Annotated in this window: 21 protein-coding genes and 1 CRISPR repeat array; of the genes, 19 read left to right on the plus strand and 2 right to left on the minus strand. The window is 70.3% G+C overall.

Annotated features, from left to right (window positions below; translation table 11 throughout):
* Position 1: 1 nt before the first annotated feature.
* Complete coding sequence (locus F4559_RS04580; protein WP_184675465.1) at positions 2-874, minus strand: thioredoxin-like domain-containing protein; 873 nt, start codon at positions 872-874, stop codon at positions 2-4.
* A gap of 174 nt (positions 875-1,048) precedes the next feature.
* On the opposite strand from F4559_RS04580, the gene argS reads away from it, so the two are divergent.
* The 6 genes from argS (at position 1,049) to rho (ending at position 9,697) form a co-directional block, all read left to right on the plus strand.
* Entirely contained in the window at positions 1,049-2,698 is a 1,650-nt protein-coding gene (gene argS / locus F4559_RS04585; RefSeq protein WP_184666322.1) for an arginine--tRNA ligase, read from the plus strand.
* Complete coding sequence (gene lysA, locus F4559_RS04590; protein ID WP_184666323.1) at positions 2,698-4,122, plus strand: diaminopimelate decarboxylase; 1,425 nt, start codon at positions 2,698-2,700, stop codon at positions 4,120-4,122. Before argS ends, lysA begins: the two co-directional genes overlap by 1 nt.
* Position 4,123: 1 nt before the next feature.
* A complete protein-coding gene (locus tag F4559_RS04595) occupies positions 4,124-5,431 on the plus strand; it encodes a homoserine dehydrogenase (protein ID WP_184666324.1) in 1,308 nt (435 codons plus the stop codon).
* Complete coding sequence (gene thrC, locus F4559_RS04600; protein WP_184666325.1) at positions 5,428-6,504, plus strand: threonine synthase; 1,077 nt, start codon at positions 5,428-5,430, stop codon at positions 6,502-6,504. The genes F4559_RS04595 and thrC overlap by 4 nt, the downstream gene beginning before the upstream one ends.
* Positions 6,501-7,373 (plus strand): homoserine kinase, encoded by an 873-nt coding sequence (thrB, locus tag F4559_RS04605; protein ID WP_184666326.1) that lies wholly within the window; start codon positions 6,501-6,503, stop codon positions 7,371-7,373. The genes thrC and thrB overlap by 4 nt, the downstream gene beginning before the upstream one ends.
* 347 nt (positions 7,374-7,720) lie before the next feature.
* Positions 7,721-9,697, plus strand: coding sequence for a transcription termination factor Rho (gene rho, locus F4559_RS04610; protein ID WP_184666327.1), 1,977 nt, complete (start codon positions 7,721-7,723; stop codon positions 9,695-9,697).
* 119 nt (positions 9,698-9,816) lie between these two features.
* Here rho and F4559_RS04615 read toward each other — a convergent pair whose 3' ends face one another.
* Positions 9,817-10,203, minus strand: a complete 387-nt coding sequence (locus F4559_RS04615; RefSeq protein ID WP_184666328.1) for a hypothetical protein — start codon at positions 10,201-10,203, stop codon at positions 9,817-9,819.
* A 231-nt stretch (positions 10,204-10,434) separates the two neighbouring features.
* On the opposite strand from F4559_RS04615, the gene rpmE reads away from it, so the two are divergent.
* The 13 genes from rpmE (at position 10,435) to atpA (ending at position 23,166) form a co-directional block, all read left to right on the plus strand.
* Positions 10,435-10,647 carry a 50S ribosomal protein L31 gene (rpmE, locus tag F4559_RS04620; RefSeq protein ID WP_184666329.1) on the plus strand — a complete coding sequence of 71 codons (213 nt, stop codon included), beginning with the start codon at positions 10,435-10,437 and terminating at the stop codon, positions 10,645-10,647.
* A 72-nt stretch (positions 10,648-10,719) separates the two neighbouring features.
* Entirely contained in the window at positions 10,720-11,775 is a 1,056-nt protein-coding gene (gene prfA, locus F4559_RS04625; protein WP_184666330.1) for a peptide chain release factor 1, read from the plus strand.
* An 18-nt stretch (positions 11,776-11,793) separates the two neighbouring features.
* Positions 11,794-12,999: an acyl-CoA thioesterase/bile acid-CoA:amino acid N-acyltransferase family protein gene (locus F4559_RS04630; RefSeq protein WP_184666331.1), complete on the plus strand. Its 1,206-nt coding sequence runs from the start codon at positions 11,794-11,796 to the stop codon at positions 12,997-12,999.
* Positions 13,000-13,009: 10 nt separating this feature from the next.
* On the plus strand, positions 13,010-14,395 hold the full coding sequence (lpdA, locus tag F4559_RS04635) for a dihydrolipoyl dehydrogenase (protein ID WP_184666332.1): 1,386 nt from the start codon (positions 13,010-13,012) through the stop codon (positions 14,393-14,395).
* Between the two features lie 18 nt (positions 14,396-14,413).
* On the plus strand, positions 14,414-15,268 hold the full coding sequence (prmC, locus tag F4559_RS04640) for a peptide chain release factor N(5)-glutamine methyltransferase (protein WP_184666333.1): 855 nt from the start codon (positions 14,414-14,416) through the stop codon (positions 15,266-15,268).
* Positions 15,269-15,353: 85 nt separating this feature from the next.
* A CRISPR array of direct repeats spans positions 15,354-15,992; the repeat unit is 28 nt; unit sequence GTCTTCCCCGCACACGCGGGGGTGGTCC.
* Between the two features lie 214 nt (positions 15,993-16,206).
* A complete protein-coding gene (locus tag F4559_RS04645) occupies positions 16,207-16,857 on the plus strand; it encodes an L-threonylcarbamoyladenylate synthase (protein ID WP_184666334.1) in 651 nt (216 codons plus the stop codon).
* Positions 16,858-16,925: 68 nt separating this feature from the next.
* On the plus strand, positions 16,926-18,083 hold the full coding sequence (locus F4559_RS04650) for a glycosyltransferase family 4 protein (protein WP_184666335.1): 1,158 nt from the start codon (positions 16,926-16,928) through the stop codon (positions 18,081-18,083).
* A gap of 244 nt (positions 18,084-18,327) precedes the next feature.
* Positions 18,328-18,774, plus strand: a complete 447-nt coding sequence (locus F4559_RS04655) for a Cg1360 family ATP-synthase-associated protein (protein WP_184666336.1) — start codon at positions 18,328-18,330, stop codon at positions 18,772-18,774.
* A 153-nt stretch (positions 18,775-18,927) separates the two neighbouring features.
* Positions 18,928-19,710 (plus strand): F0F1 ATP synthase subunit A, encoded by a 783-nt coding sequence (atpB, locus tag F4559_RS04660; RefSeq protein WP_184666337.1) that lies wholly within the window; start codon positions 18,928-18,930, stop codon positions 19,708-19,710.
* Positions 19,711-19,793: 83 nt separating this feature from the next.
* Positions 19,794-20,045 (plus strand): ATP synthase subunit C-like protein, encoded by a 252-nt coding sequence (locus tag F4559_RS04665; RefSeq protein ID WP_184666338.1) that lies wholly within the window; start codon positions 19,794-19,796, stop codon positions 20,043-20,045.
* A gap of 31 nt (positions 20,046-20,076) precedes the next feature.
* Positions 20,077-20,619 carry a F0F1 ATP synthase subunit B gene (locus tag F4559_RS04670; protein WP_184666339.1) on the plus strand — a complete coding sequence of 181 codons (543 nt, stop codon included), beginning with the start codon at positions 20,077-20,079 and terminating at the stop codon, positions 20,617-20,619.
* A 10-nt stretch (positions 20,620-20,629) separates the two neighbouring features.
* Positions 20,630-21,457, plus strand: a complete 828-nt coding sequence (locus F4559_RS04675) for a F0F1 ATP synthase subunit delta (protein ID WP_184666340.1) — start codon at positions 20,630-20,632, stop codon at positions 21,455-21,457.
* A gap of 62 nt (positions 21,458-21,519) precedes the next feature.
* The gene (atpA, locus tag F4559_RS04680; protein WP_184666341.1) at positions 21,520-23,166 is read left to right on the plus strand and encodes a F0F1 ATP synthase subunit alpha; all 1,647 of its coding nucleotides are present in this window, start codon (positions 21,520-21,522) and stop codon (positions 23,164-23,166) included.
* Positions 23,167-23,171: the final 5 nt, after the last annotated feature.

Below are 23,171 nucleotides of genomic sequence, written 5' to 3' on the forward strand. Positions count from 1 at the left end.
GTCAGCTGCTCGGCTGCGTCGTCGGCGCGGCGGAACCCTGGGTGGCCGGCGCCCCGGTGCCCGCAGTGGGGGCTGCGGTGGGGGCGACCGTGCCGGTCATCTCGCCACCGGCCTCGGTCGCGTCCTTCTCGCCGCCCTCCATCGGGATGGCGTCGGCGCCCGGCTTCTCGGCCACGAACGGCGGCGGGTTCTCGGTGTCGAACGTGCTGGAGTCGCACGCCGCGCCGATCTCCGGGTACTGGTACTGGTTGCGCAGCAGCGACTGCACGAACTGGTCGATGCGCTCGTCGTCGACCGAGTCGACCTTGAGCTGGTGGCCCCACGACTGCAGCGAGATCGGCTTGTCCAGGCCCGGGTACGGCGACAGCATGGAGAACTGCCGGCCCTCGACCTTCTTCTTCAGCTTGTCGAGCGCCTCACCCGTCACCTGGTCGGGGTTGTAGGCGATCCACACGGCACCGTGCTCCAGCGAGTGGACCATGTTCTCGGTGCGCACCGGCTTCGCGTAGACGACGCCCATGCAGTTGGCCCACGTGGAGTCGTGCGGGCCGCCGTAGGGCGGCGACAGGTCGTAGCCCACGCGCTGGGTCGGCTGCACGTGCTTGCCGGCCTCGTAGGTCTTCTTGACCACGCCCTGGATCTGGTCCGAGGGGTCCTTGTTCTCCTCGGTCGGGTTCCATTTGGCCAGCGCGGCCTCGCGGTCGCTCTTCTCGTTGAGCTGCGTGATCGCGTAGCCGAACACACCACCCGCGAGCGCGAGGACGGCGATCACGGCGACGATCGTCCCCCACGGCTTCGGTTTGCTCGCCACCACCGAGGAACGGGCCGCAGCCACGCTGGACCGCGCCGCCTTCGTCTTCTTGCCGCTGGTCATGTCCGCCTCAGGTCCGGAAGTCATCCACCCATGCCGCCGGTCAGTGTAGGGACAGGGTGTCTGGTCGACGTCAACTCCCGGTCACCCGACTGTTGACATCAACAGCGCGTCGCTCCCGTCAGGTGGGACGTAACCCGGTCGAGACCAGCGGGAACAGTTCCCTAGACTTGCCGGGTGACTCCCGCAGCACTCGCTCAACTCGTCCGTGCGACGGCCGTGGACGTGCTGTCCACCCGCGGCCTCGACCCCGCCGCCCTCCCCGAGGCGGTCACGATCGAGCGACCGCGCAACCCCGAGCACGGCGACTACGCCACCAACCTGGCCCTCCAGACCGCGAAGAAGCTCGGTGTCGCGCCCCGTGACCTGGCCGGCTGGCTCGCCGAGGCGCTCACCGGAACCGACTCGATCGCGTCGGTCGACGTGGCGGGTCCGGGCTTTCTGAACCTGCGCCTGGCCGCCGACGCGCAGGGCGAGATCGTGCGCGACGTGCTGCGCGCGGGCGAGGCGTACGGCCGCGGCGGCAAGTACGCGGGTGTGAAGGTCAACCTGGAGTTCGTGTCCGCGAACCCGACCGGCCCGGTCCACCTGGGCGGCACGCGGTGGGCGGCGGTCGGCGACGCGCTGGGGCGCGTGCTGACCGCGAACGGCGCCGAGGTGACCCGTGAGTACTACTTCAACGACGCCGGCGCGCAGATCGACCGGTTCGTGCGGTCCCTGATCGCCGCCGCCAAGGGCGAACCCGCCCCCGAGGACGGCTACGCGGGCGCCTACATCGGCGACATCGCCGCCGAGGTGCTGCGCCGCGAGCCGGGCGCGCTGTCCGCGCCGGACAGCCATGAGGTCTTCCGCTCGATCGGCGTGAACCTGATGTTCGACGAGATCAAGCGGGACATGCACGACTTCGGCACCGACTTCGACGTGTACTTCCACGAGGACTCGCTGCACCGCTCCGGCGCCGTGGCCAAGGCCGTGGAGGAACTGAAGACCTCGGGCTCGCTCTACTTCGCCAACGGCGCGTGGTGGCTGCGGTCCACCGAGTACGGCGACGACAAGGACCGCGTCGTCATCAAGAGCGACGGTGCGCCCGCGTACATCGCCGGCGACATCGCCTACTTCCTGGACAAGCGGTCGCGCGGCTTCGACCTGTGCATCTACATGCTGGGTGCGGACCACCACGGCTACGTGGCCCGGCTCAAGGCCGCCGCGGCGGCGGTGGGCGACGACCCGGACACGGTCGAGGTCCTGATCGGCCAGCTCGTCAACCTCGTCAGCGACGGCAAGCCCGTGCGGATGAGCAAGCGGGCCGGCACGGTCGTCACCATGCAGGACCTGGTGGAGGCCGTCGGCGTGGACGCGTCGCGGTTCGCGCTGTCCCGATCGTCCGCCGACGCGTCGCTGGACATCGACCTCGACCTGCTGCGCAAGCACAGCAACGACAACCCGGTCTACTACGTGCAGTACGCGCACTCGCGCATCTGCTCGGTGCTGCGCAACGCCGCCGACCTGGGCGTCGTGCCCAACGACCGGTTCGACCTGCTCACCCACGACCGCGAGGGCGACCTCATCCGCACGCTGGGCGAGTACCCGCGCGTCGTCGAGACCGCCGGCGAACTGCGCGAACCGCACCGGATCGCGCGGTACCTCGAAGAACTCGCGGGCACGTTCCACCGGCACTACGACACCCCGGAACTGCGCGTGACGCCGCGTGGCGACGAGCAGCCGACCGAGGAGCAGGGTGCCCGGCACCAGCTCTACGTCGCGGCCCGCCAGGTGTTCCGCAACGGTCTGGCCCTGCTGGGCGTGACCGCGCCGGAGCGCATGTGATGCGCGCGCACCCGGCCGGTCCCCGGCACGCCGACGTCCTGGTGCCCGCCAACACGGCGGGCACCCGTCCGTCCACTCCGGACGCGCTCGACGACCTGCACCCGCGTGTGTGGCCGCGCAACGCCGCACGCGGCGAGGACGGCGTGGTCCGGCTCGCCGGCGTCGACGTGCGCGACCTCGCCGAGCGGCACGGCACCCCGCTGTTCGTCCTCGACGAGGCCGACTTCCGGTCCCGCTGCCGCGACCACGCCGAGGCGTTCGGCGACCCGACCCGCGTGCACTACGCCTCCAAGGCGTTCCTGTCCGTCGCGGTCGCCCGGTTCGTCGCGGAAGAGGGCCTGAGCATCGACGTGTGCAGCGGCGGCGAACTGGCCATCGCGCTGCGCGCCGACTTCCCGCCCGAGCGGATCGCCTTGCACGGCAACAACAAGTCCGTCGCCGAGCTGACCCGTGCGGTCGAGGCCGGTGTCGGCGTGGTCGTGCTCGACTCGTTCCACGAGATCGCCCGGCTCGACCAGATCACCCGCGAGCACGGCCGCGTCCAGCAGGTCATGATCCGCGTGACGGTCGGCGTCGAGGCGCACACCCACGAGTTCATCGCCACCGCGCACGAGGACCAGAAGTTCGGCTTCTCGCTGTCCTCCGGCGACGCCGCCGAGGCCGCGCGCCGCGTGCTCAAGGCCGAGGGCCTCAAGCTGATCGGCCTGCACAGCCACATCGGCTCGCAGATCTTCGACGCCAGCGGCTTCGAGGTCGCCGCGCGCCGCGTCGTCGGCCTGGTCGCCCAGTTGCGCGACGAGCACGGTGACGACGTGCTGTCCGACCTGTCCACCGTCGACCTCGGCGGCGGCCTGGGCATCGCCTACACGCCCGACGACGACCCGCCGCCGCCCGCCGAACTCGCCCGGCAGCTCGCGAACATCGTCGCGAAGGAGTGCGAGCACAACGACCTGCCGACGCCGCACATCGCCGTCGAACCCGGACGGGCGATCGTCGGACCCGGCACGGTGACCCTCTACGAGGTGGGCACCATCAAGGACGTGCAGCTCGACGCCGGCGCGATCCGCCGGTACGTCAGCGTGGACGGCGGGATGAGCGACAACATCCGCACCGCCCTCTACGACGCGGTCTACGACTGCAAGCTGGTGTCGCGCGCGGCCGGACCGGACGCCAACGCCGTCCTGTGCCGGGTCGTGGGCAAGCACTGCGAGTCCGGCGACGTGGTCGTCCGCGACTGCTGGCTGCCCGACGACCTCGCGCCCGGCGACCTGCTCGCGGTGGCGGCGACCGGCGCGTACTGCTACTCGATGGCCAGCGGCTACAACCGCCTGCCCCGGCCCGCGCTCGTCGCGGTCGCCGACGGGCAGGACCGGACGCTGCTGCGCCGCGAGACCGAGGAAGACCTGTTCCGCCTGGAGGTGTGACGTGCCCGGCCACAAACAGCACGGTCCGATCAGGGTCGCCCTGCTCGGGTGCGGGACGGTCGGCACGGAGGTGGTGCGGCTGCTCACCGAGCAGGCCGACGACCTCACGGCGCGCGTCGGCGCGCCGATCGAGCTGGCCGGCATCGCCGTCCGCAAGCCGAACAAGCACCGCGAGGTGCCCGCGGACCTGCTCACCACCGACGCCGAGGCGCTGGTCGCCTCGGACGTCGACGTGGTGATCGAGGTCATCGGTGGCATCGAGCCCACGCGCACGCTGCTGCGCAAGGCGCTCGAGGGCGGCAAGTCCGTGGTGACCGCGAACAAGGCGCTGCTCGCCGAGCACTCGGCCGAGTTGTTCGAGGCGGCCGACGCCTCGGGCGCCGACCTGTACTTCGAGGCCGCCGTCGCGGGGGCGATCCCGCTGCTGCGGCCGTTGCGCGAGTCCCTCGCCGGTGACCGGATCACCCGCGTGATGGGCATCGTGAACGGCACGACCAACTTCATCCTCTCGGGCATGACCTCGACCGGGTCGAGCTACGCCGAGACGCTCGAAGAGGCGACCCGGCTCGGGTACGCCGAGGCCGACCCGACCGCGGACGTGGACGGCTACGACGCCGCGTCCAAGGCCGCGATCCTGGCGTCGCTGGCGTTCCACAGCCGGGTCACCGCCTCCGACGTGCACCGCGAGGGCATCGCGTCGGTCAGCGCGGCCGACATCGCCGCCGCCAAGGGCCTGGGGCGCGTGGTCAAGCTGCTCGCGATCTGCGAACGCGTCGAGGTCGACGGCACGGAGAGCATCGCGGTGCGCGTGCACCCGGCGATGATCCCGGTCGCGCACCCGCTGGCGAGCGTGAACGGCGCGTTCAACGCCGTGTTCGTCGAGGCCGACGCGGCGGGCGAGATGATGTTCTACGGCCAGGGCGCCGGCGGTGCCCCGACCGCGAGCGCGGTGCTGGGCGACCTGGTCGCCGCCGCGCGCAACCGGGTGGGCGGCGGGCACGGCCCGCGCGAGTCGGCGTACGCGGCGCTGCCCGTGCGGCCGATGGGCCAGACTCCGACGCGGTACCACATCAGCCTCGACGTGGCCGACCGGCCGGGTGTGCTGTCGCAGGTGGCGGCGGTGTTCGCGGAACACGACGTGAGCATCGCGGCCGTGCGCCAGGAGGGACGGGTCGACGACGCCGGACTGGTGGTCGTCACCCACGCCGCGACGGACGCGGCACTGCGGTCGACCGTGGACAAAATCAGCGGACTGCCGGTGGTTCGGGAAGTGGTCAGCGTGATGCGTGTGGAAGGCGAAGAGACATGACGATCCCAGCAGGCGTGCGACCGGGGTGGCCCGGTCTGATCCGCGCTTATGCGGACCGGATCGAACTTCCCGAGGGTGCCAAGGTCGTCACCCTGCATGAGGGCGGGACCCCGCTGGTCGCGTCGGACTACCTGTCCGACGTGACGGGGAACACCGTCTACGTCAAGGTCGAGGGCGCGAACCCGACCGGCTCGTTCAAGGACCGCGGCATGACCGTGGCCATGACGTACGCGCTGGCCAGCGGCATCAAGGCGGTCATCTGCGCGTCGACGGGCAACACGTCGGCGTCGGCCGCGGCGTACGCGGCCAAGGCCGGGCTGACCGCGGCGGTGCTGGTGCCGCGCGGCAAGATCGCGCTGGGCAAGCTGGCCCAGGCGGTCATGCACGGCGCGCGCATCCTCCAGATCGACGGCAACTTCGACGACTGCCTGGAGCTGGCCTCGAAGACCGCGGCCGAGTTCCCGATCACGCTGGTCAACTCGGTCAACCCGGTGCGGCTGATCGGCCAGAAGACCGCCGCGTGGGAGATCTGCGACGTGCTGGGCCGCGCGCCGGACGTGCACTGCCTGCCGGTCGGCAACGCGGGCAACATCACCGCGTACTGGCGCGGCTACTCCGACTACGCCCGTGACGGTGTGATCGGTGCCACGCCGCGCATGTTCGGCTTCCAGGCCGCCGGGTCGGCGCCGCTCGTGCACGGCGAGCCGGTCGCGAACCCGGAGACGATCGCGACCGCGATCCGGGTCGGCAGCCCGGCGTCGTGGACCGGCGCGGTGGCGGCCAAGGACGAGTCCGGCGGCCTGTTCGAGGCGGTCACGGACGAGAAGATCCTCGAGGCGTACCGGGCGCTGGCCCGGCACGACGGGATCTTCGTCGAGCCCGCGTCGGCCACGAGCGTCGCCGGCCTGCTCGCGACCAGCGCGGACGGCCGGCTGCCCCAGGGCTCGGTCGTGGTCTGCACGGTGACCGGCCACGGGCTCAAGGACCCGGACACCGCGTTGAGCACCGTGACCGAGGTCGAGCCGGTGCCGGTGGACCCCAACGCGGTCGCCACCGCGCTGGAGCTGGCGTGACCGGCTTCCGGGTGTCGGTGCCCGCGTCGACCGCCAACCTGGGGTCGGGGTTCGACGCGCTGGGCATGGCGCTGGGGCTGCGGGACGAGCTGGAGTTCGAGGCCCGCGCCGATGGCCTCGTCGTAGAGGTCTCCGGCGAGGGCGCGACCGTGCCGACCGACGAGTCGCACCTGGTCGTCCGGGCCTTCCGCGAGGCGTGCGCCCAGGTCGACGTGAAGGTGTCGGGCCTGCGGTTGCGCTGTCGCAACGCCATCCCGCACTCGCGCGGCCTGGGCTCCTCGGCGGCGGCCGTCGTCGCGGGCGTCGCGGCGGCGTACGCGTTCGCCGGTCGCGAGTTGGACACGGACGCGTTGCAACTCGCCGCCGAGTTCGAGGGCCACGCCGACAACGCGGCGGCCGGCATGTTCGGTGGCGTGGTCGTGGCGTGGACCGTGGGCACCCGGTACCGCTTCGCGCGGCTGGACCCGCACCCGGACGTGCGGCCGGTGGTGCTGGTGCCGGACGTGGAGTCGTCGACGAAGACGACCCGCGGCCTGCTGCCCGCGACCGTGCCGCACGCCGACGCCGCGTTCGCCGCCGGGCGGTCTGCGCTGGCCGTGCACGCCCTGACGCGCGACCCGGCGCTGCTGGTCGAGGCGTTGGACGACCGGCTGCACGAGCCGTACCGCCAACCGGCCTGGCCCGCCACGTCCGCGCTGGTCACGGCGTTGCGGGCGGCCGGTGTGGCGGCGGCGGTGTCCGGTGCGGGACCGACCGTGCTGGCGCTGCCCGAGGGCGGGGTGCTGCCCGCCGGCGTCGACACGTCGGGGTTCGCGACCCGGCCGTTGCCGGTGGACCTCGCTGGCGTGACGGTTGCGCCACTCGGCTGAGCGGGACGACGCGCCGTGCCCCGGTTGTTGCACCTGACCGGGGCTGCGTCTACCCTCGGGGCCATCAGTCACCGCGCGCACGGGCGCCGGTGTGGTGCCCGGACACTGTGTTCCGGATCGCATTCCTCCAGTGACTTGGCCCTGTGCCGTACGGACGGGGTCGAGGCTGGAAGGCACCCGCTCGCCGTGTGACCGAAAGTCCCGTACCGGAGGACTCCGCTTTGGCGCGCTTCCCCAGCGCAGAAGAGGTCCGCCTGAACCGGGGCGAAACTGCCGCACCGCAATACCGTCGGACGGCAGGTCCGCTGGACCGCGTAGGAGGCGCTGTCCGGTCAGGAAGGACATGTGTGAGCAACACCGATCTGTTGAGCAGCGAAGCTCCAGCTGCTCCCACCGCCGCAGCCCGTTCCGGAGCCGAGGAGACCGCTCTGTCCACCCCTTCGAACGGAACCGCCGCGCCACGCAGGCGGGCCGGCCTCTCTGGAATGGTGCTGGCCGAACTCCGCGAACTCGCGGGCCAACTCGGCATCACGGCGACCGCGGGACTCCGCAAGGGCGATCTCATCGCGGCCATCAAGGAGCGCCAGGGCGGAACCTCCGGTCGTGGCGGTGCCGCGACGCCGTCCAAGTCGGACAAGAAGGCGGCCGAGAAGCCCGCCTCCGTCGAGGCGCCCGCCGCTCCCGTGGTCGAGAAGGCGCCGGAGAAGCCCGTCCAGCAGCAGCTCGACGTGACCGACCGGCCCGCCGCCGAGGAGGAAGGCGGTCGTCGGGGCAACCGGCGTCGCCGCTCCGCGAACCGTCCGACCGGCAGCCCGGAGGCCGCCGCGTCGACGACCGCACCCGAGGCGCCCGCCACCGCGCCGGCCGAGCAGCAGCGTCCCGAGCGCGTCGAGCGCCCGGAACGCGGTGAGCAGCGCGAACAGCGCCAGGAGCGGGGCGAGCGCGGTGACCGGGGCGAGCGCGGTGACCGCAACCGCGGTCGGGACCGTGACCGCGATCGGGACCGCGGGCGTGACCGCGACCGGGACCGGGATCGGGACCGGGATCGCGACCGGCAGAACGTGGCGCAGGACGAGGACGACGAGGAAGGCGGTCGGCGCGGCCGGCGCTTCCGCGATCGTCGGCGTCGTGGCGGCCGGGGCGAGGACACCGGTCGCAGCACCGACACCGAGGTCCGCGACGACGACGTGCTGCTGCCCGTGGCGGGCATCCTGGACGTGCTGGAGAACTACGCGTTCGTCCGCACGTCGGGCTACCTGGCCGGGCCCAACGACGTGTACGTGTCGTTGTCGCTGGTCCGCAAGTACGGCCTGCGTCGCGGTGACGCGATCATCGGTGCCGTGCGCCAGCCCCGCGAGGGCGAGCAGCAGCGGCAGAAGTTCAACCCGCTGGTCCGCGTCGACAAGATCAACGGCCTGGACCCGGAGGAGTCGCGCAACCGGCCCGACTTCACCAAGCTGACGCCGTTGTACCCGAACGAGCGGCTGCGGCTGGAGACCGAGCCGCACATCCTGACGACGCGCGTCATCGACCTGGTGATGCCGATCGGCAAGGGGCAGCGCGCGCTGGTCGTCTCCCCGCCCAAGGCGGGCAAGACCTCGGTGCTCCAGTCGATCGCGAACGCGATCACGACGAACAACCCCGAGTGCCACCTGATGGTCGTGCTCGTGGACGAGCGTCCCGAAGAGGTCACCGACATGCAGCGGTCGGTGAAGGGCGAGGTCATCGCCTCCACCTTCGACCGCCCGCCGTCGGACCACACGACGATCTCGGAGCTGGCCATCGAGCGGGCCAAGCGCCTGGTCGAGATGGGCCACGACGTGGTCGTGCTGCTGGACTCGATCACGCGTCTGGGTCGTGCGTACAACCTGGCCGCCCCGGCGTCCGGCCGCATCCTGTCCGGTGGTGTCGACTCGACGGCGCTGTACCCGCCGAAGCGGTTCCTCGGCGCGGCCCGCAACATCGAGGGCGGCGGCTCGCTGACCGTGATCGCCACCGCGCTGGTGGAGACGGGTTCCGCGGGCGACAGCGTGATCTTCGAGGAGTTCAAGGGCACCGGCAACGCGGAGCTGAAGCTCGACCGCAAGATCGCGGACAAGCGGACGTTCCCGGCGGTGGACGTGGACTCGTCGGGTACGCGCAAGGAGGACCTGCTCCTGTCGCCGGACGAGCTGGCGGTCATGCACAAGCTGCGTCGGGTGCTGCACGCGCTCGACAGCCAGCAGGCGATCGACCTCCTGCTGGACCGGCTGCGCAAGAGCCGGACCAACATCGAGTTCCTGATGCAGGTGGCCAAGACCACCCCGGGCTCCGACAACGACTGAGCCCGATCGCGCCGAAGCCCGTCCGGGAGTCTTCCGGGCGGGCTTCGGCGTGTCGTGAGTGCATGTTTCGCGGTGCCTGAGTGCACAACTCGCGGTGTCTGAACGTATAACTCGCGCGGTCAGGACCAGCCGGACTGGTGGGCGGACTCGGCGGTGAGGCGGCGTTCGACGAAGTAGCGGTGTACCAGGAAGGCGACGGCGGGCAGGCCGATCAGGCAGGACAGGCCGACGGGGACCTGGACGCCGTCCGCGAACACGCCGACCACCAGGAAGGCGGCGGGGTAGGCCCAGCGCGGCGGGCGGTAGCGTCGCCAGGAGACCAGCGGCGCGGTCACGAAACCCATGGCGGCCGAGGCGCCGAACAACGCCGACGGCAGGGTGATCGGGCGTGGGTCCCCGAGCAGCACGGCACCCAGCCCGGTGAGCCCGAGCACCGCCGTGCCGAACAGGACGGGCACGGCGAGCCACGAGACCGGGCGCAGCGGGCGTCCGACGATGCATGACACGCGGCACAGTGTGCGCGGTGTGCGCGCGAACGGAGCAACGCGAACGCCCTGAGTAGTCGAACGGCTGCATCGTGCGCCCAGCGGCGGTCCCCACGCGACCAACGGGAACACCACGGCTCCGACGCTGGTTACACCGCATGACGGAGCGTCTGGCACACTGTCAGGTCGAGTCCGGCTCCGGTTCACCCGTGCCAGCGGGACCCGGCGGCCACCACCGAAAGGGATCAAGACGTGAAGACCGGCATCCACCCCGAATACGTGACGACCGAGGTCACCTGCGGTTGCGGCAACTCGTTCACCACCCGCAGCACGAAGACCTCCGGTTCCATCCACGTCGAGGTCTGCTCGAACTGCCACCCGTTCTACACCGGCAAGCAGAAGATCCTCGACACCGGTGGTCGGGTCGCGCGCTTCGAGGCCCGCTACGGCAAGCGCGCCAAGTAGCACTGGAATCGGCGTCCACCCGCACGGGGTGGGCGCCTTTTTCGTCCCCACACCCCGGCAAGGAGCGCCACCGTGACCCTGGACGACCTGCGTGCCGAGCACGCCGAGCTGGAGAAGCGGCTCGCGGACCCCTCGGTGCACGCCGACCAGGCGGGAGCGCGCAAGCTGGGCAAGCGGTACGCGGAGCTGACCCCGATCATCCGCGCGGCCGACGACCTGGACCGGGCGCGTGAGGACCTGGGGACGGCGCGCGAGCTGGCCGACGAGGACGACGCGTTCGCCCAGGAGGCCCGCGACCTCCAGGAACGGCTCCCGGACCTGGAGAACCGGCTCACCGAGCTGCTGCTGCCGCGCGACCCGCACGACGGCGCCGACGTGGTGCTGGAGATCAAGTCCGGCGAGGGCGGCGCGGAGTCCGCGCTGTTCGCGGGCGACCTGCTGCGCATGTACCTGCGCTACGCCGAACGTCGCGGCTGGAAGGCCGAGGTGCTCGACGGCACCGACTCGGACCTCGGCGGCTTCAAGGACGTGACGGTCGCGATCAAGGCCCGCGCGGTCACACCCGACGGCGTGTGGTCGCGGCTGAAGTTCGAGGGCGGCGTGCACCGCGTGCAGCGCGTGCCCGTGACCGAGTCGCAGGGCCGCATCCACACCAGCGCGGCCGGTGTCCTGGTCTTCCCGGAGACCGAGGACGTCGAGATCGAGATCGACGAGAACGACCTGCGCGTGGACGTGTTCCGCTCGTCGGGCAAGGGCGGTCAGAGCGTCAACACGACCGACTCGGCCGTGCGCATCACGCACCTGCCGACCGGCATCGTGGTGTCGTGCCAGAACGAGCGCAGCCAGCTCCAGAACAAGGCCCGCGCGATGCAGGTCCTCCAGGCCCGGCTGACGGCGTTGGCCGAGGAGAAGGCCCAGCAGGAGGCGTCGGACGCACGGCGCACGCAGATCCGCACGGTCGACCGTTCCGAACGGGTGCGGACCTACAACTTCCCGGAATCACGCATCTCCGACCATCGCGTCGGGTACAAAGCCCATAACCTGGACCAAGTGCTCGACGGCGATCTCGACGCGGTGCTGGACGCACTCGCGTCGGCGGACCGGGCGGAACGCCTCGCCGGCGGGTGACCAACCGGAGGGCCGGCCATGCCCGACATCACCGTCAAGCCGAGCGGCGCACCCCTCGACACCCCGTTGGCCATCCTGGTGGAGGACCTGCCACCGGGTGAGTCCGTCACGGTGCGCTTCACGACCGGTGATCGCTGCGCCGAGGCGGTGTTCGTCGCCGACGACCGGGGCGTGGTGGACCTGCGGGTGCACGCGCCCGTGCGGGGCAGCTACTCGGGTGTCGACGCGATGGGCCTGTTCTGGTCGACGACGGCGACCGGCGACGAACCCGGCCCCGAACGGGTGGTCGTGGCGGGCGTCGGTGAGGTCGAGCTGGACCGGCGGCGCGTGCCCGAGGGCGTCAAGCGCACCGAGGTGTCCGAGAACGGCCTGGTGGGCGTGCTGTTCGAACCCGACGACGGTGTCGAGCACCCCGGCGTGATCGTGCTCGGCGGCAGCGAGGGCGGCCTGCACGAGCTGGACGCGGCACTGCTGGCCGGGCACGGGTTCGCCGCGCTGGCGTTGGCGTACTTCGGCGTCGACGGCGTCCCCGAGTACCTGGTCGACATCCCGCTCGAGTACGTGGGCACGGCCATCGCCTACCTCAAGAAGCGCACGACGGGCGTCGGACTGGTCGGCGGCTCGCGTGGCGGCGAGCTGGCGTTGCTGGCCGGTGCGGCGTTCCCGGACGTGAAAGCCGTGGTCAGCGTCGTGGGCAGCGGTGTCGTGACGCAGTGCATCGGGCCCGGCGACCGACTGCTGGACAAGATCGGGCTCGAAGCCGCGTCGTGGACGTGGGAGGGCCGGCCGCTGCCGTACCTGCCGTACTCGGTCCCGGACGAGTTGCGGGCACGGATCGTCGACGGTCGGCCGGTGGCGTTGCGGCTGGCGTTCGACCTGGCGGACGGCATCCCTGCCGACGTCGAGATCCCGGTCGAGCGGATCGAGGGCGGCGTGCTGCTGCTCTCGGCCGCGGACGACGAGAGCTGGCCGTGCACCGACCTGAGCGACGTGGCGTACCGGCGGTTGAAGGACTCCTACCACCCGCACGAGTTCGAGCACGTCGTGTACCCGGGGGCGGGGCACCTGATCGCCGGTCCGCCGTACCGGTCGACGAGCGACGTGCTGGTGCCCGGCCCCGGCGTGACGTTCGCGCTGGGCGGGATGCCGGCGTTGACGGCCGCCGCGAAGGCCGACGCGTGGCGCCGGACGGTCGAGTTCTTCACGGCGCGACTGGCCACCTAATGTGTCGCCCATGAGCGCACACTTTGACGTCGTGGTCCTCGGAGCGGGGCCCGGCGGGTACGTCGCCGCGATCCGCGCGGCCCAGTTGGGGCTGCGGACGGCGGTCATCGAGGAGCGTTACTGGGGCGGTGTGTGCCTGAACGTCGGCTGCATCCCGTCGAAGGCACTGCTGCGCAACGCCGAACTCGCGCACATCTTCCAGCACGAGCGCAAGGTCTACGGCATCGAGGTCGACGGCGAGGTGCGCTTCGACTACGGCGTCGCCTTCGAGCGCAGCCGCAAGGTCGCGGACGGGCGCGTCAAGGGCGTGCACTTCCTGATGAAGAAGAACGGCATCACCGAGTTCCACGGTCGGGGGACGTTCGTCGACGCGAACTCCATCCGGGTGGGCGACGAGACGGTCACGTTCGACTCGGTGATCATCGCGGCCGGCGCGACGACGCGGCTGTTGCCGGGGACGAAGCTGTCCGATCGGGTGGTGACGTACGAGGAGCAGATCCTGGAGCGCGACCTGCCCGGCAGCATCGTGATCGCGGGTGCGGGCGCGATCGGTGTCGAGTTCGCGTACGTGCTGCACAACTACGGCGTGAAGGTCACGATCGTCGAGTTCCTCGACCGCGTGGTGCCGTTGGAGGACGAGGAAGTCTCCGCGGAGCTGTTGAAGCGGTACAGGAAGCTCGGCATCGACGTGCGCACCGGCACGAAGGTGGAGTCGATCGACGACTCGGGCGCGAAGGTGCGCGTCACGGTGTCGAAGAACGGCGTCGAGGAGGTGCTGGAGGCGGACAAGGTCCTCCAGGCCATCGGCTTCCAGCCCCGGACCGAGGGCTACGGGCTGGAGAACACGGGCGTGGCGCTGACCGCTCGTGGGGCGATCGAGGTCGACGGTCGCGGGCGGACGAACGTGCCGCACATCTTCGCGATCGGCGACGTGACCGCGAAGCTCATGCTCGCGCACGCGGCCGAGGCGATGGGGATCATCGCGGCCGAGACCATCGCCGGCGCCGAGACGCAGGAGGTGGAGTTCGTGATGATCCCGCGCGCCACCTACTGCCAGCCGCAGATCGCGAGCTTCGGGTACACGGAGAAGCAGGCCCGCGAGCAGGGCTTCGACGTGAAGGTCGCGAAGTTCCCGTTCACGGCCAACGCGAAGGCGCACGGCATCGGCGACCCGGGCGGGTTCGTGAAGCTGATCAGCGACGCCACACACGGCGAGCTGCTCGGCGGTCACCTGATCGGGCCGGACGTGACGGAACTGCTGCCGCAGCTGACGTTGGCGCAGCAGTGGGACCTGACCGTGCACGAGGTGGCGCGCAACGTGCACGCCCATCCGACGCTGGGCGAGGCCGTGAAGGAGGCCGTGCACGGACTGGCCGGTCACATGATCAACTTCTGAGGCTCTAGGCTTGGGTTCGTGACCCGACACCCGCTGCGTGCCGCGCTCCAGGAAGCCGAACGGATGCTGGCGGCGGCGGGTGTCGACAGTCCCCGCGTGGACGCCGAGTTGTTGGCGGCGCACGTGTTGGGCGTGTCGCGGTCGCGGCTCCCGTTGATCCCGTTGGTCGATCCGGCTGTCGTGGACGCGTTGCACAAGTTGGTGTTGGCGCGGCAGACCCGCGTGCCGTTGCAGCATCTCACCGGGGCGGTCCATATGGGAGGGATCGACCTCGCGGTGGGACCGGGGGTGTTCATCCCCCGTCCGGAGACGGAATACCTACTCGACCGAGTGTTGTCCACTGTGGACTTCTCGGTGGCGGTCGATCTGTGCACCGGGTCGGGGGCGTTGGCGTTGGCGTTGGCCCACAACCGGCCCGGCGCGATCGTGCACGCCGTCGAACGCGACGCAACCGCCTTGTCCTGGGCTCGCCGCAACGCCGATGCGCGTGCCGCGGCGGGTGACACCCCGATCCGCCTGCACTCCGGCGACGTGACCGCACCGGACGTGCTGGCGGATCTGGAGGGGACGGCGGACCTGGTGGTGTGCAACCCGCCCTACGTCCCCGACGACACCCCCGTGCAGCCCGAGGTCGCCGACCACGACCCTCGTCAGGCGGTGTTCGGGGGACCTGATGGGTTGGACGTGATCCGCCACGTCGTCGGGTTGGCGGCGCGGCTGCTCAAGCCGGGCGGCTGGGTGGCGATCGAACACGACGACACCCACGGCGAGTCGGTACCCGCGTTGCTGGCGGCCCGCCGGGTGCTGACCGACGTCGAGGGGCACCTCGACCTGGCCGGTCGACCTCGTTTCGCAACGGCCCGCCGGGTGTGAGCGACGTCGGTCGCGACCCTTTCGAGACTGCTGTGAACCGAATGAAAATGGGCCAACTGCCCGATATCGTCGCAGGTCAAGAAGTGTCTTCCCCGCACACGCGGGGGTGGTCCCGGCATCAGTTCGCCTCCAGCCAGCCGAGCACGGTCTTCCCCGCACACGCGGGGGTGGTCCGCTCGCCAGCTACCGAGACGCCGTCGACAGCCTGTCTTCCCCGCACACGCGGGGGTGGTCCCAGGCCGCGGCGGGTGCCTCCGGTTTTGCGTCGGTCTTCCCCGCACACGCGGGGGTGGTCCCCGAGCGGAAGCCTCTGGGTCAACCTCGGGGACGTCTTCCCCGCACACGCGGGGGTGGTCCGGGGAGGCCACAGAGGCCGCAGAGGACGGGTCCGTCTTCCCCGCACACGCGGGGGTGGTCCCTCCGCGCTGTCCGGCAGCCACGGCTCGATCTCGTCTTCCCCGCACACGCGGGGGTGGTCCGGTCACCGGGCAGATGGCCAACGACATGGTGTTGGTCTTCCCCGCACACGCGGGGGTGGTCCCTCACTCTGACCCGATCGGGTCGTCGGGTGAAAGTCTTCCCCGCACACGCGGGGGTGGTCCCAAGATCAGTCTGAAGGTCGTCAAGGGCGAGCAGTCTTCCCCGCACACGCGGGGGTGGTCCGTACGCGCATCTGGTCGTGCCGGTGACGGGTGCGTCTTCCCCGCACACGCGGGGGAGTCGGTCTACATTTCCAAGATCACCGGAAGACTGTCGTTTTCCTGCGCACTTCCCTTGGTCGGCGTCCGGGCCTGGGCGTGGCGCGGTATGGACCGTGGCCGTGTTCTCGCTGGTTCGGGCTGGTGTCGGTTTGGGTTGTCGTCGGTCTTGGTTCTCTCGACCGGGATGGACGTGACCGTGGTTACGGTCACCGGGTGTGGTTGTGCCAGGATCGAGCGGTGAGCTGGGTATACGACTGTAGTGTTCCCGCCGATCGGGCGGCCGGGCTTGCGTCCGCGGCCACCGGCGTGCGGTCGGGCCGGTTGGTTGTGCTGCCTACGGACACCGTCTACGGCATCGGGTGCGACGCGTTCGACGCCAAGGCCGTCCGGTACCTCCTGGAGGCCAAGGGGCGCGGGCCGGACATGCCCGTTCCCGTCCTAGTCGGGTCCTGGACGACGATCGACGGGCTGGTCCTGTCGGTTCCCCGGGACGCCCGCGCGTTGATCGAGGCGTTCTGGCCCGGCGGGTTGTCCCTCGTCCTCCAGCACGCGCCCTCGTTGACCTGGGACCTCGGGCACACGCGGGGGACGGTCATGCTGCGCATGCCGTTGCACCCCGTCGCCCTGGAGCTGTTGCGCGACGTCGGTCCGATGGCCGTGTCCAGCGCCAACAAGTCCGGGTTCCCGCCCGCCACCACCGCCGCGCAGGCCCAGCAGCAGCTCGGCGAGGAGGTCGGCGTCTACCTCGACGGCGGCACGTCCGGGGAGAACATCCCCTCCACGATCGTCGACCTGACCGGGCCGGAACCGCTGGTCCTGCGGGAGGGTGCGGTGGCCGTCTCGCAGGTGCGCGAGGTGCTCGGTCGGGAAGTCGAGGTCGCCGGCTAGTGGATCATGGCGACCGGAGTAGCGTGGGTGGCGAAAAGTCCGCCGACCCGCCGAGGGGCTAGCTTTCCGTGGGCCCGTTGCCTGCCACCTCCGTCCTCCCCGTGCGGGAGTACCTCCTCGTCGCGTTGACCGCCGCCGTGGTCACGTTCCTGCTCGTCGGCCTGGTCCGGGCGCTCGCGTTCCGGATCGGGGCCGTCGCCTACCCGCGCCAACGCGACGTGCACGTCAAGCCCATGCCCCGCATGGGCGGCCTCGCCATGTACGGCGGTGTCATCGGCGGCATGCTGCTCGCGCACCAGTTGCCCGTGCTGCGGTCCGCCTTCGACTTCTCCGACGACCCGTACGCCGTGATGATCGGCGGCGGGGTGATCGTCCTCGTCGGCGTCCTCGACGACCGGTTCGAACTCGACTCCCTGACGAAACTCGCCGGACAGGTCACCTCGGCCGGCATCCTCGTCCTCTTCGGGCTCCAGTGGCTCGTCTTCTGGGTGCCGTGGGGCGACGACGGCGCGGGCACGGGGTCCGTCCTCGCGCTCGACCAGAACCAGGGCGCCCTGCTGAGCGTGCTGCTCGCGGTCACCATGGTCAACGCCATGAACTTCGTCGACGGGCTCGACGGGCTCGCCGCCGGCATCGGGCTGATCGCCGCCATCGCCACGTGCGCGTTCTCCATCGGCCTGCTCGCCGACAACGGGGGCGAGGTCGGCGCGTACCCGCCGGCGCTGATCGCGGCGACGTTGGCCGGGGCGTGCCTGGGCTTCCTGCCGCACAACTTCAACCCGGCCCGGATCTTCATGGGCGACTCGGGGTCGATGCTTATCGGCCTGATGCTCGCCGCCGCCACCACGTCGGCCTCCGGCAAGATCAACTACAGCTCGCTCGACGCGACCGACCTGCTCGGTCTGCTCTCGCCGCTGGTGGTCGTGGCCGCGGTCCTCTTCGTGCCGATGCTCGACCTGCTGATGGCCGTCGTCCGGCGCACACGACGGGGCGAAAGTCCGTTCTCCGCCGACAAGATGCACCTGCACCACCGGCTCCTGGAGATCGGCCACTCGCAGCGCCGCGCCGTCCTGCTGATCTACCTGTGGGCGGGCGTGCTGGCGTTCGGCGCGGTCGCGTTGACGCTGTTCGACGACGCCGTCGTGCTGTGGTGCCTGGCGATCGGGCTGCTGCTCGCGCTGCTCGTCTCGGCCATCCCGAGGCTGCGCGAACCCCGCCGCGGGTGAGGCCCGAGTGTTCGCTTTGCGCGTAGTGCATCGCCGGTTGATCCAGCGCGCACGATCAGCTTCGGCACCGCACGCGCGAAGGTGAGCACTGCACCGTTACAGTGGTCGGTAAAGAGGGCGTTCCGTAGAACTGCGGTCTACGCTCAGTGACGGACGGGTGCCCGCTTCGGGCACCCCGCCGGCCAGGCGAAAACCAAGCCCCTTTTACACTCAGGCCGAACGACGCGTGAGGAGGGTGGGAACAGTGAGCCAGGACGACGTGGAGTGGAGCCACGAGACCGTGGTGAAGCGGTTGGCTTCCGAGATGTTCCGCGGCGCGCTGGTCGCCACCCTGGTCACGGTCGGTGTCTGCCTTGTGGTCTGGACCGTGGTCGAGGGGTTGCCGGGACTGCTCGCCGCCCTGGTCGGCGGCCTGGTCGCGTGCCTGTCCTCGATCGCCACGCTGGTGCTGATGCGGAAGACGGCCGCGCTGCCCGTGCAGTTCATCATGGTGGCCGCGCTCGGCGGGTTCATGGGCAAGCTGATCATGCTCGTGCTCGTGATGTTCCTGCTGCGGAAATTCCCTGTGCTGCACGTGAACGCGCTCGGCATCACCATGGCCGCGACGATCCTCGTCGCCACCTTCATGGAGGTGCGCGCTTCCAAGCGCAGTCGCAGTCAGATGGTCGTGCCCACCCCCGGCGGCGCCTGAGAAACCGGCTGGTAGCGTGCGAGCCGGGACGGGACACCCAGGTAGGTGGGGTGCCTCTCGCAGGCGCGTGCGGTCCGTAAGGTACGTTTAGTCCCGATCGTGACGATTCCCCCGGCGGAGTGAACGCCGGCCGGGAGAACCGGAAGGAACACAGTGACCACGATGGTGCTGGCCGACGGCGCGGAGTTCACTGCGCCCGGGGTGAAGGACTTCTTCCTCCCGAAGATCATCGAACCTTATGTCGACAAGCCCATGATCCTCCTGGTGCTGTCGATCGTGATCATCTCGGTGTTCTTCCTCGTCGCCACCCGGAACCTGAAGATCGTACCCGGCAAGCTCCAGTTCGCGGCCGAACAAGTCTACGACTTCGGCCGCAACGGCATCGCCCGCGAGCAGATCGGCGCCAAGGACTTCAAGCCGTTCGTGCCGCTCATCGTCGCCATCTTCACCTTCGTGTTGGTGAACAACCTGTTCGGGCTCATCCCGATCGTGCAGTTCCCCACGATGTCGCACATCGGGTTCCCCCTGGCGGTCTCGCTCTTCGTCGTCTACCCGGTCTACCACTTCGTCGGGTTCAAGCGCCACGGTTTCGTCGGCTACTTGAAGCACCAGACGATCCCGCCGGGCGCGCCGTGGTTCGTGCTGCCCCTGCTGATCCCGATCGAGTTCTTCCAGAAGTTCGTCCTCAACCCGATCACGCTGGCGATCCGAGTGTTCGCCGCGATGTTCGCGGGACACCTGCTCCTGCTGGTGTTCACCTTGGCGGGCGAGTTCCTGCTGCTCAACGGTGGCATCACGGTCATCGTCGGGCCGATCTCCATCGCCTTCGCCATCGCGCTGACGTTCCTCGAAGCGCTGATCATGGTGCTCCAGGCGTACATCTTCGCGCTGCTGTCGGCCAGCTACATCGGCATGGCACTCGCGGAAGAGCACTGACGCGCCTTACAGCGCACACCGAGTAAACGCAAAGCCTCCGATCCGCGAGAGTTCGCGGACCGAGTTGGAAAGGGAACACCACAGTGAGCGCTCTCGTTCTGGCCCAGGACGCCGCCGCCAGCATCAACCCGGGTCTTGCGGCCATCGGCTACGGCCTCGCGGCGATCGGCCCGGGCATCGGCGTGGGTCTGATCTTCTCTTCGGTCATCAGCGGCACCGCCCGTCAGCCCGAGGCCCGCGGCGTGCTGCTCGGCCTGGCGTGGACCACCTTCGCCATCGTCGAGGTCCTCGCCCTGATCGGCTTCGTCGTGTACTTCATCGCGACCGCCGCCTGATCGAGTTTTCATCGCAACGAAAGGGTTCGTGATGAATTCCCTCATCCTGGCGGAGGGGCCGGTCAATCCGGTCGTCCCTCACACGGTCGAGATCATCGTCGGCCTGATCGCGTTCCTGCTGCTCTTCTTCGTCATCAAGAAGTTCGTTTCGCCGCGCTTCGAGGCGTTGTACGAGGAGCGCACCGCCAAGATCGAGGGCGGCATCGCGAAGGCGGAGCAGGCGCAGGTCGAGGCGCAGCAGGCCCTGGCGCAGTACCGGGACCAGCTGGCCGAGGCGCGTGCCGAGGCCGCGCGCATCCGTGACGACGCCCGCATCGAGGGCGAGGCGATCATCGCCGAACTCCGCGCCAAGGCGCAGGAGGAAGCGGGTCGCATCGTCGCGCAGGGCCAGACGCAGCTGGAGACCCAGCGCGCGCAGATCGTCGCGGAACTGCGCGGCGAGCTGGGCAAGCTGGCCGTCGACCTGGCCGACCGCGTGGTCGGCGAGTCCCTGGAGGACGAGGTGCGCCGCAGGGGCACCGTCGACCGCTTCCTGGCCGAGCTGGACGGCGCGTCCGCTCCGGCCGCCAAGTGAGGGAACGCCGATGACGCTGCACGCCGCTAGCCGGGACGCCCTGGCCGCCGCCGAACTGCGGCTGCTGGAGGTCCTGGACGACACGGGCAACGCCACCGTCGTCGACGGTCTCGGCGAGGAACTGTTCGCCGTGGTCGACCTGCTCACCGGGCAGATCGCGCTGCGTCGGGCACTCGCGGAGAACTCGTCCGAGCCCGAAAGCCGTGAGCGGCTGCTGCGCGGCCTGCTCGACGGCAAGGTCTCGGCCGCGACCCTTCAGGTGCTGACCACGGTCGTCACCGCCCGCTGGTCGAGCCCGCGCGAGCTGGTCGACGGCATCGAGTCGCTCGCCCGTACCACGCTGCTGGTGCGGGCCGAGCGGGCCGGTCGCCTGGACGCGGTCGAGGACGAGCTGTTCCGGCTCGGCCGCATCGTCGCGGGCAACCACGAGCTGGAACGCGCCCTGACCGACGCGGGCGCCATCGGCGCCGGCAAGGTCGCCCTGGTCGACAGCCTGATCGCGGGCAAGGTCGACGACGTCACCAAGACCCTCGTCGACCAGTTGGTCCGCGCTCCGCGTGGCCGCAGCGTCGTCGTGGGACTCGGCGAGCTGGCCGCCCTGGCGGCCAAGCGCCGGGAGCGCTCCGTCGCGCATGTCCGTTCCGCCGTCGAGTTGGACGCGGCGCAGCAGGACCGGCTCGAAGCGACGCTGACCCGGATCTACTCGCGTCCGATCGCGCTGCACGTCGAGGTCGACCCGACGCTGCGCGGTGGTCTGCTGATCAAGATCGGCGATGAAGTGATCGACGGCAGCGTCGCCGGTCGGCTGGCGGCACTGCGCCGCGATCTCGCCGGCTGACGAACCGGAACCGCGGCCCCCGAAGCCCCTTTCCCTGAACGAGAAGTGAGAGCAGGAACGACATGGCGGAGCTGACGATCTCGTCGGACGAGATCCGCAGTGCGATCGAGAAGTACGTCTCGACCTACTCCCCGGAAGTCAGCCGGGAAGAGGTCGGCGTCGTCGCGGAGACCTACGACGGCATCGCCATCGTCGAGGGCCTGCCGGGGACGATGACCAACGAGATCCTCGAGTTCCCGGGCGGCGTGCTGGGCGTCGCCCTGAACCTCGAGGTCCGCACCATCGGTGCGGTCATCCTGGGTGACTTCGACAAGATCGAAGAAGGCCAGGAGGTCAAGCGGACGGGCCGGGTCCTCTCGGTGCCCGTCGGCGACGGCTTCCTCGGCCGCGTGGTCAACCCGCTCGGCCAGCCGATCGACGGCCTGGGCGACGTCGTCGCCGACGACGTCCGCGCCCTGGAACTCCAGGCCGCGACGGTGCTCCAGCGCCAGCCCGTCGGCGAGCCGATGCAGACCGGCATCAAGTCGATCGACGCGATGACGCCGATCGGCCGCGGCCAGCGCCAGTTGATCATCGGCGACCGCAAGACCGGCAAGACCGCGGTCTGCATCGACACGATCATCAACCAGAAGAAGGCGTGGGAGTCGGGCGACCCGACGCAGCAGGTCCGCTGCGTGTACGTCGCCGTCGGCCAGAAGGGCTCCACCATCGCGGGCGTCAAGGCCGCGCTGGAAGAGGCCGGCGCCTTGGAGTACACGACCATCGTCGCGGCGCCCGCGTCCGACTCGGCCGGCTTCAAGTGGCTCGCCCCCTACACCGGCTCGGCCATCGGCCAGCACTGGATGTACCAGGGCAAGCACGTCCTGATCGTGTTCGACGACCTGACCAAGCAGGCCGAGGCGTACCGCGCCATCTCCCTGCTGCTGCGCCGCCCGCCGGGCCGTGAGGCGTACCCGGGCGACGTCTTCTACTTGCACTCGCGCCTGCTGGAGCGTTGCGCGAAGCTGTCCGACGAGCTGGGCGGCGGCTCGATGACCGGTCTGCCGATCATCGAGACCAAGGCCAACGACGTGTCGGCGTACATCCCGACCAACGTCATCTCGATCACCGACGGCCAGTGCTTCCTCGAGTCCGACCTGTTCAACGCCGGCGTCCGCCCGGCCGTGAACGTCGGTATCTCGGTCTCCCGCGTCGGTGGCGCCGCGCAGATCAAGGCCATGAAGCAGGTGTCGGGCTCGCTGCGCCTGGACCTGTCGCAGTTCCGCGAGCTGGAGGCGTTCTCCGCGTTCGCGTCCGACCTCGACGCCGCGTCGCGCGCCCAGCTCGACCGCGGTGCCCGGCTGGTCGAGCTGCTCAAGCAGGGCCAGTACTCGCCGTTCCCGGTCGAGGAGCAGGTCGTGTCGATCTTCATCGGCACGCAGGGCCACCTCGACTCCGTCCCGGTCGGCGACATCCGCCGCTTCGAGACCGAGTTCCTCGACCACCTGCGGCGCAACCACACCGCGATCCTGTCGGGCATCCGCGAGACCAAGCAGCTCTCGGACGACGCCCGCAACGGTCTGGTGTCCGCGGTCGACGACTTCAAGCAGCAGTTCACCGCCTCCGGTGGTGCGACCAAGGTCAACGAGGCCGCCGCCACCGCGCTGGGCGCCGACGAGGTCGGGCACGAGTCGGTCAAGGTCAACCGACCCGACCCGACCGAGAAGTGATGTAG

The sequence above is a fragment of the Saccharothrix violaceirubra genome (genome assembly GCF_014203755.1).
Taxonomy (GTDB): domain Bacteria; phylum Actinomycetota; class Actinomycetes; order Mycobacteriales; family Pseudonocardiaceae; genus Actinosynnema; species Actinosynnema violaceirubrum.